Genomic DNA, 14,843 nt, shown 5'->3' with positions numbered 1-14,843 from the left:
ATCAGACCTGTTTTAAAAATAAATTGCTTTAAATAAGTTTAATCACAGTATTTAAAGCCGGTAGTGTCTGTTTAATTATTTATCACCTGTTTTTGTTTCTTAGAAAAATTAAAAAATTTTAGTATTAGGAAACTAATATGACTAAAATAAAATTACTAAGACAATAACCAGGATTTAAATATTTTAAATGCATAAATTTTTACCTTTAATTCTTCCATTTTTCATTTTCTGTTTTTTCTTAAAGCAAGATGCCTTAGGCCAACAAGGACGGATTGCTGTTACAAATAAACAGGCTTTAGAAAACATAGCTAAAGAGCAGGAAGCAAAATATAAAGCCACCCGTACTAAAGCATTAGAGAAAGCTAAAAAGTATAAATGGATCATTAATGAAACCACTCCTACTGGTGCTTCCATTTCCTTGCAGGGCCTTACCTCAACTGGCCGTCCGGTGTATTATGCCACTCACCAAAATTTATTATCTGCAGTAACTACCAATACCTCGAATGTATGGGCTGGCGGAGCATCCGGATTCTCTTTAAGTGGCGCTAGTTCATTTCTATCCGGTAAATTAGGAATCTGGGATGGTGGCGCTGTCCGTCCTTCGCATCAGGAAATGGTTGGCCGGATTGTAAACCGGGATAATTATTTAAATAACAGTGACCATGCCACCCACGTTGCGGGAACAATGATCAACCAGGGAATATATCCTTTAGCCAAAGGTATGTCTTTTGCAGCCCCAAACTTACAGTCCTGGTATTTTGATAACGACCTTTCTGAAATTGCGGCGGCGGCTAAAGAACTGTTAGTGTCCAACCATTCTTACGGGTATATAGCCGGTTGGCAATACATGGGGGGAAACTGGTATTGGCTGGGTGATGTTGAGGTAAGCCAAACAGAGGACGTTTACTTTGGGTACTACGACTATTATGCTCAGATTTGGGATGATATTGCTTTCAAAGCGCCTTATTATTTAATGGTAAAAGCCGCTGGGAACAGTAATAATATGGCAGAACCAGCTGTGGGAACTCCTTATTATCGATATAACCCGACTCTTGGAACCTGGGAATTAATAGAAACTGGTCGTACGGCTGATATGCGGAGATATTCGGGTTACGATGTAATTCCGGATCATAGTGTAGCTAAAAATATTCTAACTGTAGGAGCTATAGCTGAAATAGCTAATGGTTATACTAGTCCCACCGATGTAAAGGGAGCATATTTTAGTAGTTGGGGCCCTACTGATGATGGCCGGATTAAACCAGATTTGGTAGGCAATGGTATTCGGGTTACCTCCAGTGGAGCGGGCTCGGATGAAACGTATTATAGTGGTTCAGGAACTTCCATGGCAGCCCCAAATATTGCTGGCTCTTTGTTTCTATTGCAAGAGCATTTCGGGAATTTAAATGATGGTAAGTTTATGCGGGCTGCTACCTTGAAAGGAGTAGCTATACATACTGCCAATGAAAGCGGTTCGGCCCCAGGACCTGATTATATATATGGCTGGGGAGTAATGGATACAGGGAAGGCTGCCAAGGTAATAGCCAATTCAGGGCAAAAACATGTACTTACCGAAACTACCCTAACCCAAGGGCAGACATTTACTAAAACTGTAGTAGCTGCTGGTACAGAACCTCTGCGCATCACTATTAGCTGGACCGATCCAGCCGGACCTGTTTTACCATTGGTGCCTACCACCTTAAATAACCGGACACCCAGTTTAGTAAATGATTTAGATGTCCGGGTAATCCATGGAAGTGAAACCCATATGCCCTGGATTTTAAATCCGGATGCTCCGGCTAATCCTGCAACCAGAGGAGATAATATCCGGGACAATGTAGAACAGATTTTAATTACTGATCCGGTACCCGGAGAGGCCTATACCATTACTATAAAACATAAAAAGGAATTAAGGAACAATGCCCAGGATTTTTCGCTGATTGCTTCAGGGATCATAAATAGCTGGGCAGGATTATCTACCAATTGGCAGGACCCGCAAAACTGGACCTCAGGTATTGTACCTGACGAAAATACGGCCATTACTATTCCAGCAGGATTATCGCACTATCCAGAAATACTTCATGTGCAAAATATTTCGGTAGGGCAAATAACTCTTCACGGCCAAATAAACCAGACAGGTGGTAATTTAATTATATCCGGCAAAATTACAGGTAACGGATCCTTTGTGCAAACGGCGGGTACACTAAAGATAGGAGGAAACCTGGAGGTAAGCCTGCTCTCCCAAGGAGGATCCATAACCCTAACTGGAAATGCCACGCAGGAAATTAGGAAAGGTATATTTCAGGATTTACAACTACAGAATAAGAGCGGGATTACTTTAAAAGACCCTATTCAGGTAAACGGAGCTCTCACCCTTACCAATGGAATCTTACATACAGGAAATTTTTCAGTTACATTAGGTGCCCATGCTTCCCTGGCCGAAAGTAGTACTGCTTATATAAATGGTCAAGTTAAAGCTTCTCATGATTTTACAAATGGGGCTTTAAATCATTCCTTTCAAAATATTGGCTTAACGCTTACCCTTCCAACTGCTCCTGGCTTGGTAGAAGTTACCAGGACAACCGGAGTAAACGGAACCAGTACGATAGCTTCTATCAACCGATATTTTGATATTCAGGTTGTATCTGGGCAAAATACGGGTTTAAATGCTACTATGACTTTTCAATATCTTCCTCATGAATTAAACGGGCAGGTAAAGAATTCGCTTTACTTATATAGATCAACCGATAAGGGCAATACCTGGACCTTGCAGACTAATTCTACGGCCGACCAGAGCGAGGAGGTATACCAGGTAAAGCAAAGCGGTATTGAAGGTTTTTCCAGGTGGACGGCTGCCGCTCCTAAAGAATATACTCCCTTGCCAATAACCTTATTATCATTCCAGGCATTTAAAAAAGGGCAAGAGACCTGGCTTACCTGGGAAACAGCTGCCGAAATAAATAATGCAGGAATAGAGGTTGAGGTTTCACAAAATGGAGAAGTATACAAAAAGCTTGGCTTTGTAGCGCCTAAAGTTTCCAAAACCATGGGTGTTAAGAGTTACCGGTTTATAGATCAGGAAAAAGGAAAATCGGGGACCCGCTACTACCGATTAAAACAAATGGATTTAGATGGCACTTCTCAGTATTACGGACCAAAAGTGGTTCGCTTTTCGGAACAATTTGCACCGGCTTCTGTTTATCCAAACCCTAATAAAGGATCCTTTATGGTAACGGTAGCTGCCGATAAATCGGAAGGAAAGATAAACCTGGAATTGAAAGATGTCGCTGGGAAAGTAGTTTTCCAGGATCAGAAGTTGCTGAAGCCTGGCACCAATAACCTTGCTATTCAATTACCAGCTGGTGTTTTACCTGGTATTTATTTACTTACCGGCCATAATGCCAGCCAAACTTTTACTTTAAAATTAGCCATTCAGTAGGTAAAAATCTGGCTTTATATATTCCGAAATTTAATTCCTAGCTATCTTGCGTCATGTAACCGGACAATTACTCCTTCATCGCCACTTAAGTTTATTACATTTTTAACCATTTTGCCTTCAGGCTCAGGGTAAGTGGCCAATTCTATTTTGCCGCTAAACCGAAAGTCTTTCGGTTTAAAGTAGCATGGCCGGTGAGTTAAATTTAATACTACTAGGAATTGGGTTTTGCCATACGTTCGTAAAAAAGCTAATTGTTGCTTATCGGCATAGACCTGGGTGTAGGAGCCTACCATAAGGGCTGGTTCTTTTTGCCGGAAGGATATAAGCCTCTTGTACAAGTTTAACATAGACAAGCGCCTTCCCTCCTGCACACTTACATTTAACCTTTTGTAGTTATCTGGTAGGCGAAGCCAGGGTTTATGAGGGGAAAAGCCAGCATACCGGTATTCGCTCCATTGCATGGGTGTTCGGGCTGGGTCCCGGCTTACGTTCAGCTCCGGCATATTAAGACCCTGTGGATCTTGTACTTCTTCTTCCGGAATAGGAACATCGTGCATACCTATTTCATCGCCATAATAAATAGTGGGCGTGCCGCGTAAGGTTAGCAGAAGCATGGCGGCTATTCGGGCCTGGGCCAGTCCTACTCGGCTGGCAATCCGTACCTGGTCATGGTTGCCAAGTACCCAATTGGGCCAGCCATTAGGTGGTAGGGCGGCTTCATATTGTGTTATACTGGCGGCAATTTTATCTGCCTCCCATGGCAGGGATAACAGTAGGAAATTAAAAGGTAGGTGCACGCCTTTGTTATGCTGCCCATAATATTTCATGAGTTTGTCTAAGGGTAAATAAATCTCCCCTATCAAAACACGATCTTTATGCACGTTAGTGAGCATGCGCATCCGCCTGACAACCTCTAACACATCTGGACCATCACTGTTGTTCACCTGGATGTATTTGTTAAAGGAGGGTTGGCCCGGTCGATAATCAGGATTCACAGGATTATCCCGAAATTCAGGATCTTTCATTAAATGCCATAAAACATCTATCCGAAACCCATCAATTCCTTTATTAAACCAAAAGCGCATCACATCCAGCATGGCATATTGTACATCCGGGTTCCGCCAATTTAAGTCGGGTTGCTCCTTCAAAAAGGAATGGTAGTAATATTGGCTTGTATTTCCATCCCATTGCCAGGCACTTCCGCCAAACATAGACTGCCAGTTATTAGGTTCAGAGCCATCTGGTTTTGGATCTTTCCAGATATACCAATCCCGCTTTGGGTTATTTCGGGAAGAACGGCTTTCTATAAACCAAGGGTGCTGATCGGAGGAATGATTGGGAACAAAATCCAGAATTAATTTCATATCCCGGGCATGTACTTCTTGTAGCAACTGGTCAAAATCATTCAGGTTGCCAAACAAAGGATGAATATTTTTATAATCTGAAATATCATAACCAAAATCGGCCATTGGGGAAGGAAAAACAGGGGAAACCCAGATAGCCTTGATGCCTAATTCTTTTATATAATCTAACCTGGATATAATACCTTTTAAATCGCCAACTCCATCAGCATTACTATCCTGGTAAGATCGGGGGTAAATCTGGTAAATAATGCCTTGCTGCCACCAAAGGTATTTATTGCTTTCCGTTTTCATACAAGCTGCTTTTTAAGCTTCTCTAATATACCATTTATTTAATATTATTATACCTGAGCTCTGCTATTACTCGGCAGGTTTCATTTGTTAGGCTTCCTCCTGTTACAATTTTCTTTTATTGGCAAGGCTTGATTATGAATTTTAGTAAAATCTTATTTGTTTTATGAAAAATATCCTTCCACGAGGAGTTTGAAATTTATCTGAAACAATCGATTTAAGGCTAACTCCCTTACCGAACGAAATGAAAAAAGAAATAGAACTGGTGGTAACACCAGAAGTAGCCTATAACTCAGAACTACTTCAAGAAGAAATTATCCGTGCCTCTAGTATTCCTGCTGAATCCGTAAAGTATATTCATAAACAAAAGCGCTCGATTGATGCCAGGGGGAAACAAGTTCTTCTGCGCATTAAAGCTGATGTTTATACAGCAACCCCTCCTACTGATATAATCCAGCAGAAGTTTCAGTACCCGGATGTAAAATCTAGCAAACCAGTAGTTATTGTAGGTGCTGGTCCGGCTGGCCTTTTTGCCGCCTTAAGGTGTATTGAATTAGGGTTAAAACCCATAGTACTGGAGCGGGGTAAAGATGTTAGAACCCGCCGGCGGGATTTGGCTGCTATCAATAAAGATCACGTAGTTAATCCTGATTCCAACTATTGTTTTGGCGAAGGTGGAGCCGGTACTTATTCAGATGGTAAGCTTTATACCCGTTCCAAAAAAAGAGGCGATATAAACCGGGTGCTGCAAATCTTGGTGCAACACGGAGCCACCCCTGATATTTTATTTGATGCGCACCCCCACATAGGTACCAATAAATTACCGGTTATTATTGCCAACATGCGGGAGACAATTCTTAACGCCGGCGGAGAAATCCATTTTGATACCCGGGTAACAGATTTTATGTTACAAGGTGAAACCATGAAGGGTATTATTACCCAACACGGTGATAAAATTGAAGGGGAAGCAGTTATTTTAGCTACTGGACATTCGGCCCGGGATATTTATGAATTGTTGTTCGCTAAAAATATTACCATAGAAGCCAAGCCTTTTGCTATGGGCGTTCGGGTAGAGCACCAGCAATCACTGATTGATCAGGTACAGTATAAATGTGATAATCGGGGGCCTTACCTGCCAGCTTCTTCCTATGCGTTAGTACATCAGGTAGTACTGGATAAAAAGCAACGGGGTATATTTTCGTTCTGTATGTGCCCGGGCGGCTTTATTGTACCTTCGGCCACCGCTCCTGGCGAAATAGTGGTAAACGGTATGTCTCCAAGCCGGCGAGATTCTAAATTTGCTAATTCAGGTATTGTAGTAGCCATTGATTTAGAAGATTTAGACGTTCAGAAATACGGGCCATTAGCCGGGCTCAAAATGCAACAGGCTTTAGAACAAAAAGCTTTCCAGATGGGCGGTGGCACCCAAGCTGCTCCGGCGCAGCGTTTACTAGATTTTACCCAACAAAAAACATCTTCCAGTCTTTTAGATACTTCCTATCAGCCGGGCTTGACTTCTGTTGATATGCATCAATTACTGCCAAAACATATTGGTTATCGGTTGCAGGAAGGGTTTAAGCAATTTGGTACTAAAATGAAAGGCTACCTGACCAACGATGCTCAAATTATTGGCGTGGAAAGCCGAACTTCTTCTCCCGTAAGAATTCCACGCGATAAAGAATCGCTGGAACACGTACAAATTAAAAAACTTTATCCGTGTGGCGAAGGAGCTGGTTATGCCGGCGGAATTGTTTCTGCCGCTATGGATGGCGAACGTTGTGCTGAAATGATTTTTGCCCAGGTTCGTAAATAAGTTTAAAAACAAAGTTGTTTAGGTTGATGCTGAATTAGGTTTTAGTAGCAACCTCTAACAGTTAAAGTTAATGGAAGATGAAAAAAACAGTTGTATTAGGTGCTACCGATAATCCTTCGCGATTTGCTTATTTAGCAGCAAATAAATTAAAAAGATTTGGCCATGAAGTAGTTCCGGTTGGTATCCGGGAAGGTGAAGTTGCCGGTGAGAAAATTATTACCGACCGGCAGAAGCCTATAGAAAACGTGGATACGGTTACCTTATATGTTGGCACCCGTAACTTACCAAACTGGTACGATTATATTCTTAGCTTAAAACCTAAACGAATAATTTTCAACCCGGGAACTGAAAATAGTGAATTGGAGGAATTGGCCCGGCAAGCCAGTATAGAACCCGTATATGGCTGTACATTAGTCATGCTATCATCAGGGGAGTATTAATACTCCCCTTTTTATTTCCATTTTTTTCTTTTTCCTGCCTGGCTCACCTTTTGTAATGAGGCCTATTATTTCTATTTTTTTATTTATTCAGTACAAAAGTCTATAATTTTTAGATTTACTTATTCCTTTGCAGCTTCCCGAATGCTTTAAAATTATCATTATTTTAAATTATTTTTTTACTCCAGGCAACCTGACTACTAATGATTGCATCTAGTTAATAAAAGCAGAATAAAGTACCGGATAGAAATTTTTACAATAGCGTGAGCGAACCCGAATTATTAAAAGCTTTACGGAAAGGCGAAGGCAAAGCACAAAAATACCTCTATGAGCATTATGCAGGTATTATGCTGGGTATTTGTATCCGCTACCTAAAAAATGAGATGGATGCCGAAGAAATCATGCTGAATGGTTTTGTGCGGATTTTTCAGAATATTCATCAGTTTGAAGAAAAAGGAAGTTTTGAAGGTTGGATGAAACGAATAGTTATTAATGAAGCCTTGGGATTTTTAAGAAAAAAAGAGCCATTGCACCTGGCTATTGAAAAAGAACATATTCAGTTACCTAATGATGCTACCGTGGAAAGCGCCCTGGCCGCAGAAGATTTACTAAAGCTGTTATACGATTTGCCGGCCGGATACCGGACCGTATTTAACTTATATGCCATTGAAGGTTATTCGCATAAAGAAATAGCTGAAATGCTGGATATAACTGAGGGTACTTCCAAATCACAGCTAAGTAAAGCCCGGGCTATGTTGCAGAAAAGATTAGTAGACAACGAAACAACCGTTTATTAAAAGATGAATCCAGAAGACATAGATAAATTATTTAAAGAAAAATTGGAGAGGCTGCCCGCCGCCCCCTCGGCTGATGCCTGGGCACGGTTGCAACAAAAAATGGAGCCGCCTAAGAAAAGAGAAAATACTTGGTTGTTGTATGTGGCGGCCAGTGTTTCGGTATTATTAATCATGGGGCTCCTGTATTTTAACAAGCTGGTGAAACCCGAAACAACTTTAGTTGCCCGTAACAACCCACCCGAACAAGTCAGTACTGCTTCCCCGGAGATTATAGAACAACCTGCAGTTATAGCTCAAAACAATATATTACAAGACCAGGTAAATGAAGAGGATGCTGCTCCTATGGCAGCTTTAGCCCACGATATAGATAACCCTGAATCTACAGTTGTAGCGGCCACACAAAAGAGATTGGTACCTGACAAAAATAAGGCTAAATATTATGGGTCTGATAATAAGGCAAATGAGCTAGTAAACTTAAACCAAAGCTCTCCTATTTCAGAAGCAGTGGCAACTATAGCAGCTGAAGAGTCGGCTGTAAATATTATAGAAGTAATAATAAAACGCGACGGCTCATCAGAGAATGAATACGGAAATTCAGCCGAAGAGCTACAGCCCAATTCTAAGAAAAGTCTGCTAAAGGCAATTTATAAGCAAGCTAGGAATTTGAAAAACGGGGAACGGGTGGAATTAGCAGCATTGGGAGTAAATACAGAAAAGATGAATGCGGAAGGCAAAAACATCAAAGAAAAAATATCAAAAGTAATCTCTTTATAATAGTAAATACATGAAACGCTCAGTACTTATTCCTATACTATTTTTATTTATAGGCTTTAGCTTTTCTCTGCATGTTAAAGCTAATTCTACCACCACACCTGCTCCTACTCCTACTCAGGATACTATACTGATTAAGTTGCCGAATGGAGTTACCATGACGCTTTATGTAAAAGATACCGAGCAATTAAAATCTTTGCGGGAGTATAAATTTGATTCTTTAATGGAGTTGATGAGTAAATATGCTGAACAAGCCGAAAGAGCCTCTACCGGTCAGCAACCTACATCTAAGACCATGGTGGTAAATACTACTAAAGAAATAAAAAAAGGCGATGGGCCGGAAAAGGTTAAAATAATGGTGGTATCCAGGAGCGAACAAGTAACCAATAGCCAGGGCAATAACAGGGTAAAAGTGATGGTGGAGTATGACGAAAAAATAATGAAAGACTCCATCAGGGTTACTAAGCAACAAAAAAATAAATTAAAAAGAACAAAATTTGAATCCACTTTAGATTTAGGCTTTAATACTTTTATAAAAGATCAGGGCGCTAATGGGGATGTGAATCCAGATAATCCAGGTCTTTATGATTTAAAACCAATGGGATCGCGGTATTTTAGTTTTACTCAATATCTGCAAACGCGTGTGGGAGGCGAAAAAAGCCCTTTTTACTTCCGTCCTGGGGTAGAAATAGCTTTTAATAACTTTATGTTCGATAGAAATCATTATATAGTAGATAATAACGGCGTAACGGAAATTGTAAAAGAAACCAACCGCTCATTTGAGAAAAGTAAATTAGCTACTTCCTTTTTAAATATACCTGTTATGGGCTTACTTAAATTTCATGACCGGAATGGTAAAGAAGGATTTAAATTAGGCTTTGGTGGTTTTGCCGGATACCGGTTAGGTACCCACTCTAAATTAAAATATGATCGCGAAGGAAAAACATATAAAGATAAAGAGCGCAATAGCTATAACGTAGATGATTTTCAATATGGCTTAAGCTTCTCTATTGGTTACCGGGATCTGGAGTTATTTGCTAAATACAATTTATCGGATTTATTTAAAGAAAACCGGGGCCCAAATTTTAATGTATTAAGTTTTGGCTTTCGTTTGTAACAAATAATCAGCGGTAAAAAAAGGAGCTTTAGGCTCCTTTATTATTTTATAAATTCCGGAAAAAATTATCGGTTATAATGCCCGTAGCAGCTGCCACATTTAAAGATTCGGCTTTACCAAAACCGGGAATCTTAATTAATTTATTTACCAACTGCCTAACTTCCGGAGTTAAACCATGCGATTCGCTGCCCATTACCAGAACCCCTTTAGGTTCTAAATTAAGTTTATGCAAATTTTCTCCTTCCAGGGCCGCACCATAAATATCGGATGTATGCTTTCTTTCGTTTAAAAATTGAACCAGGTTTACATAAGAAACCGTAATACGGCTAAAAGAACCCATAGTGGCAGAGATCACTTTAGGATTATAAAAATCAGCACAGGATTGAGAACACACTATATGATTGATCCCGTACCAATCGGCAATTCGGATAATGGTACCTAAATTTCCTGGATCTCTTACCTCATCCAGGGCAATGGTAAAAGGAGTTGCAGATGGATCAAATGCAGCGGCAGGTTTAATTCTTGCAATGGCCAGGGCAGCATTATTGGATGCAAAGGTACCAGCTTTCTCCAGCTCTTTTTCCGTTGTTATTTCGTACGGATAACCCGCCTTAGAAATGGAGGGATTATGTTGGTAAAAATCTTCTGTGATAAAAAGTCTTTCAATTTTATAATCAGATTGTAATAATTCTCGTACGCTTTTAGCGCCTTCTACCAAAAAGGCTTGGTGAATAGTACGATATTTTTTTATTTGCAGGGAGTTTATATATTTTAATATAGCTTTAGATAACATTTGCGCCATTTCATTTGAGACTTCGATTTTACATATTTGTCAGTTCAATAACAATTATATTTTTTGGAAGCTGTGTTCCCACCCGATACCTGGCAGAAAATGAGAATCTTCTATATAAAATACAACTAGAAGGGGTTGAGGCCAGTGATGCTGGTAAAATTACCTCATTGTATCAGCAAAGGCCTAATCGTAAAATATTTAGGAGTACTCCTTACCTATCCATTTATTATTTCGGTCGGAGATTTTATAACCCGGATAAAATAAAAGCCAGGATAGAGCAGAAAAGGCAAAAGTATGATCAGAAAATAGAGCATGCTGGAGAGGATTCGGTTAAAACAGCCAGGTTGTTATTAAAAAGAGAGCGTAAGTTAGCCCGCCTGAACCGCCATTTGGAAGAAGGTAATGTGTTGATGAGTTTTGGCGAACCTCCTGCTATTTATGATACAGTTAAAACAAAAGCTACGTTGCAGCAAATAACCACTTATTTAAATACCATAGGTTATTTTAATAATAAGGTAGGTCATACAACCGAAATCAATAATAAAAAGGTAAAGCTGCGGATAAATGTGGTGGAGAATGCTCCTTACACTTATTCCCAGATTACTTACTCTGTACCCGATACCGCCATTAAGGCCATCATTGACTCTACCAGAAGCCAATCAGTAGTAAAACTAGGCCAAAATTACAATGAAGAAAACCTGGTGGCTGAACGGGAACGCATTGAATCCTTACTTAAGAATTTAGGCTATTATGAATTTAATAGCCGGTACATTACGGCAGAAGTAGATACCAGTTTTGGTCATAACAGCACCAGGTTAAATATTATTATTGCGAACAACGCGGACAACCGACCACACCAGGCGTTCAGACTAAAAAAAGTAAACTTTATCGGGGATGCCAACTTTACCCGGTTTGGTTTAAAACGCGATACCATTTTATTTAACAGAATTTATTACCTGGCTTACGTTCATAAAATTTCACCCCGTATTCTGGATAAAAAAATCCAAATCCGCCCAGGACAGCTTTATAGTTTAAATAAAACGCTGGCTACCCAACGCCAATTAGGTGGTTTAGAAATGTTCCGGTTCCTGAACGTAACTTACCTGGCTGACGATACCACCAATGCCGGTTTACTAACGGCTAATATCAATGCTTCGCCGAGTAAAAGATTTCAGGAATCTACAGAAGGAGGGTTAAGTTACAGTGCTAATTTGCCTGGCCCCTTCGTCAACTTAAGGTATACTGCCCGAAATCTATTTAGAGGGGCCGAAATATTAGAACTTGGAGTAAGAGGTGGTATTGAAGGGCAATTTAGCGCTCTGGAAAGAAGAAGCAACCGCTTAAAAGGAATTTATGCCCGGCAGTTAAGTGGCAATATGGGTATTATCTTTCCGCAGTTTCTAGTACCATTTAACGCTAATAAATATTTTGCCAATTATAATCCCCGTACCCGTCTTAATTTTGTTTATACTTTAATCTGGCGGGAAGAATTTGACCGAACTAACCTGGAAGCAACTTATGATTACATTTGGCAAAAATCGCCACGCTTACAATTTGTTTTTACACCAATTGATATAAGTATTAACGATACCCGTAACCGGTCGCCTTTATTTGTGGAGAGTTTAAGGCAGGCCAGGTTAGATCCCAATAAAGAACAGGAGACGCTATACGAAAGAAGTTTAAGGCCAGCTTTTGTACCCAGTATAGATTTCTCTATTCTTTATAACAGCAATAATTATAACCATACCTTAGATGCCAGTTACCTGCGGGTTCATGTTGAAGAAGCGGGGTCATTAACAGAACCTTTACTAAGAAACCTGGCTGAAGATAAATTTAATTTAACTTTCTTCAAATACGGAAGAGTAAACCTGGATTATAGAAGATATTTGAAACTTAATTCCACCAATTTCTTTGTTTCGCGAGTAAATTTTGGCATTGCCAAATCCTGGCGGAACGATGATGTGTTGCCTTACGATAAGTATTTCTATGCTGGTGGAGGTACCAGTGTTCGGGCTTTTTTGCCGCGTAGGTTAGGTCCCGGAGCTTACAGTTCTCCCAGTACAATTGTTGCAGGAAGCAATCGCACCCTAACCCCCGAACAGCAAGGAGATTTATTGATGGAGGGGAGTTTAGAATATAGGTTTAATATTTATTCTTTAATGAATGGAGCTTTATTTTTAGATGCCGGTAATATCTGGTCGCTAGCATCCAATGAAGCTCGCCCCGGGGCTAAATTTGAGGTGAACCAATTTTATAAACAAATTGCCGTTGGTACAGGTATTGGGTTCCGCTTCGACTTTACTTTCCTGATTGCAAGGGTAGATTTTGCTACCAAAGTGTACGACCCGGCTATTGATTTAACCCAGCCACAAACCAGTAATTTTGTATTGGGTAAAGAAGGATTTGGTAAAATATTTTCGACCCGGTATTCTACCATAAATTTGGGTATCGGCTATCCTTTCTAAAAAGAGATTCTTTTCATAGCAAATCTTTTTATCCTAAATAAGGTATTCCTTCTGAAATTGAATAATTTTGCCCGGATTAAATAAATCTATGAAAGCAGAAATAGAAGCCTGGTTTAAAGCATTTCAGGATAATTTATGTAATGCGCTGGAAACTTGTGATGGCGGCGCGACCTTTAAAGAGGATGTGTGGCAACACCAGGAAAGTGGTGGTGGGAGAAGCCGAATTATTGAAAATGGTAAAGTACTGGAAAAAGGCGGCGTAAATTTTTCGGCGGTTAGTGGCTCTTTGCCAGATAAAGCTGCTGCAGCTTTGTTATTACCGGATAATCATTTTTTTGCCACTGGAGTGTCCGTTGTGATGCATCCACATAGCCCAATGGTACCCATTACGCACATGAACGTGCGGTATTTTGAAGCCGGTAATGGCATGGCCTGGTTTGGGGGTGGCATAGATTTAACACCAATTTACGTTGATACAGCACAGGCAAAAGCATTCCACGAAGCTTTAAAGGTCGTATGCGATAAGCATAACGTTACTTATTATCCGGAATTTAAAGATTGGGCGGATAACTATTTTTACATACCCCACCGGCAGGAAACTCGTGGCGTAGGTGGTATTTTTTTCGACCGCCTTCAGGAAACAGCTGAGATATCTATTCGGGACCGGTTTAACTTTGTAAAGGATGTAGCCCTCGCCTTCGCGCCTGTTTATACCCGTATAATAAACGAAAACCGAGACTTAAGTTTTAATGAAGCCCAGAAACAATGGCAATACCTAAGACGGGGCCGGTATGTTGAATTTAATCTGGTGAATGATAGAGGAACTAAATTTGGGTTAGAAACCAATGGCAGAACAGAATCTATTCTAATGAGTTTGCCTCCTCAGGCCTCGTGGATTTATAATTTTAAAACAGAAGAAAACAGTCCAGAAGCAACAACATTGCAATACCTGAAAAAAGGAATAGACTGGGTTAAAGCATAAAATAGTGTTGCAGTATTTATTAAACCTGGATAAAGATTTATTTCTTCAAATAAATGGCCAGCACCACCCTTTCTGGGATGTGGTTATGGTTTGGGTTTCCAATAAATTTTTTTGGATTCCATTTTATATTGGGCTGGCAGCTTTTCTTGTTTATTTATTCAGAAAAAAAAGTGCCGGCCTGGTGGCCATTATTGGTTTGGCTATTGCTTCCGCTGATTTATTCTCTTCTGCTTTTTTAAAGCCTTATGTGGGCCGGCTTCGTCCTTGCAAAGACGCTACCTTGGAGGGTTTAATTAATGTGGTGGATGTATGTGGTGGCAAGTATGGTTTTGTTTCTTCCCATGCCGCCAATAGCTTTGCTTTGGCCATGATTTTGGCTTTAGTACTGCACCCCAAATACACTTGGTTAAAAATACTTTTATTAATCTGGGCGGTGGTGGTTTCTTATAGCCGTGTTTATTTAGGTGTTCATTACCCCGGCGATATTTTAGGCGGGGCTTTACTAGGTAGTATGGTTGGCTATTTGTGGGCTTCTCTATTTAAAAAATTAATCATCAGAAAAAACACACCGGCCCTTTAG

General features: G+C 40.2%; 11 protein-coding genes. 9 read left to right on the top strand and 2 right to left on the bottom strand.

Features of this window, described 5'->3' with window-relative positions; translation table 11 throughout:
- Positions 1-187: 187 nt before the first annotated feature.
- Positions 188-3,436, top strand: coding sequence for a S8 family serine peptidase (locus ADHAQ_RS27410; protein WP_051360063.1), 3,249 nt, complete (start codon positions 188-190; stop codon positions 3,434-3,436).
- Between the two features lie 41 nt (positions 3,437-3,477).
- Here ADHAQ_RS27410 and ADHAQ_RS0120700 read toward each other — a convergent pair whose 3' ends face one another.
- On the bottom strand, positions 3,478-5,091 hold the full coding sequence (locus ADHAQ_RS0120700) for an alpha-amylase family glycosyl hydrolase (protein ID WP_026464561.1): 1,614 nt from the start codon (positions 5,089-5,091) through the stop codon (positions 3,478-3,480).
- Between the two features lie 241 nt (positions 5,092-5,332).
- Between ADHAQ_RS0120700 and ADHAQ_RS0120695 the strand changes: the two genes are divergently transcribed.
- The 5 genes from ADHAQ_RS0120695 (at position 5,333) to ADHAQ_RS26530 (ending at position 10,023) form a co-directional block, all read left to right on the top strand.
- The gene (locus tag ADHAQ_RS0120695; RefSeq protein WP_026464560.1) at positions 5,333-6,901 is read left to right on the top strand and encodes an NAD(P)/FAD-dependent oxidoreductase; all 1,569 of its coding nucleotides are present in this window, start codon (positions 5,333-5,335) and stop codon (positions 6,899-6,901) included.
- A gap of 77 nt (positions 6,902-6,978) precedes the next feature.
- On the top strand, positions 6,979-7,341 hold the full coding sequence (locus tag ADHAQ_RS0120690) for a CoA-binding protein (RefSeq protein ID WP_026464559.1): 363 nt from the start codon (positions 6,979-6,981) through the stop codon (positions 7,339-7,341).
- A gap of 260 nt (positions 7,342-7,601) precedes the next feature.
- On the top strand, positions 7,602-8,135 hold the full coding sequence (locus tag ADHAQ_RS0120685; RefSeq protein ID WP_026464558.1) for an RNA polymerase sigma factor: 534 nt from the start codon (positions 7,602-7,604) through the stop codon (positions 8,133-8,135).
- A 3-nt stretch (positions 8,136-8,138) separates the two neighbouring features.
- Positions 8,139-8,909, top strand: coding sequence for a hypothetical protein (locus ADHAQ_RS0120680; RefSeq protein ID WP_026464557.1), 771 nt, complete (start codon positions 8,139-8,141; stop codon positions 8,907-8,909).
- Between the two features lie 10 nt (positions 8,910-8,919).
- Positions 8,920-10,023, top strand: a complete 1,104-nt coding sequence (locus ADHAQ_RS26530) for an outer membrane beta-barrel protein (RefSeq protein ID WP_051360062.1) — start codon at positions 8,920-8,922, stop codon at positions 10,021-10,023.
- Positions 10,024-10,069: 46 nt separating this feature from the next.
- Here the strand turns inward: ADHAQ_RS26530 and ADHAQ_RS0120670 are convergent, their stop codons facing one another.
- The gene (locus tag ADHAQ_RS0120670; protein ID WP_026464556.1) at positions 10,070-10,816 is read right to left on the bottom strand and encodes a TrmH family RNA methyltransferase; all 747 of its coding nucleotides are present in this window, start codon (positions 10,814-10,816) and stop codon (positions 10,070-10,072) included.
- 14 nt (positions 10,817-10,830) lie between these two features.
- Here ADHAQ_RS0120670 and tamL point away from each other — a divergent pair, with 14 nt between their 5' ends.
- From tamL to ADHAQ_RS0120655, 3 genes are all read left to right on the top strand, one after another.
- On the top strand, positions 10,831-13,281 hold the full coding sequence (gene tamL, locus ADHAQ_RS0120665; protein ID WP_026464555.1) for a translocation and assembly module lipoprotein TamL: 2,451 nt from the start codon (positions 10,831-10,833) through the stop codon (positions 13,279-13,281).
- 88 nt (positions 13,282-13,369) lie between these two features.
- Entirely contained in the window at positions 13,370-14,263 is an 894-nt protein-coding gene (gene hemF / locus ADHAQ_RS0120660) for an oxygen-dependent coproporphyrinogen oxidase (RefSeq protein WP_034256967.1), read from the top strand.
- Between the two features lie 4 nt (positions 14,264-14,267).
- A complete protein-coding gene (locus tag ADHAQ_RS0120655) occupies positions 14,268-14,843 on the top strand; it encodes a phosphatase PAP2 family protein (RefSeq protein ID WP_026464553.1) in 576 nt (191 codons plus the stop codon).

Origin of the sequence: Adhaeribacter aquaticus DSM 16391 (assembly GCF_000473365.1) — a bacterium.
GTDB lineage: Bacteria > Bacteroidota > Bacteroidia > Cytophagales > Hymenobacteraceae > Adhaeribacter > Adhaeribacter aquaticus.
Note: the sequence above shows the minus strand (reverse complement) of the source record. Positions and strands in the feature narration are given on the sequence as shown.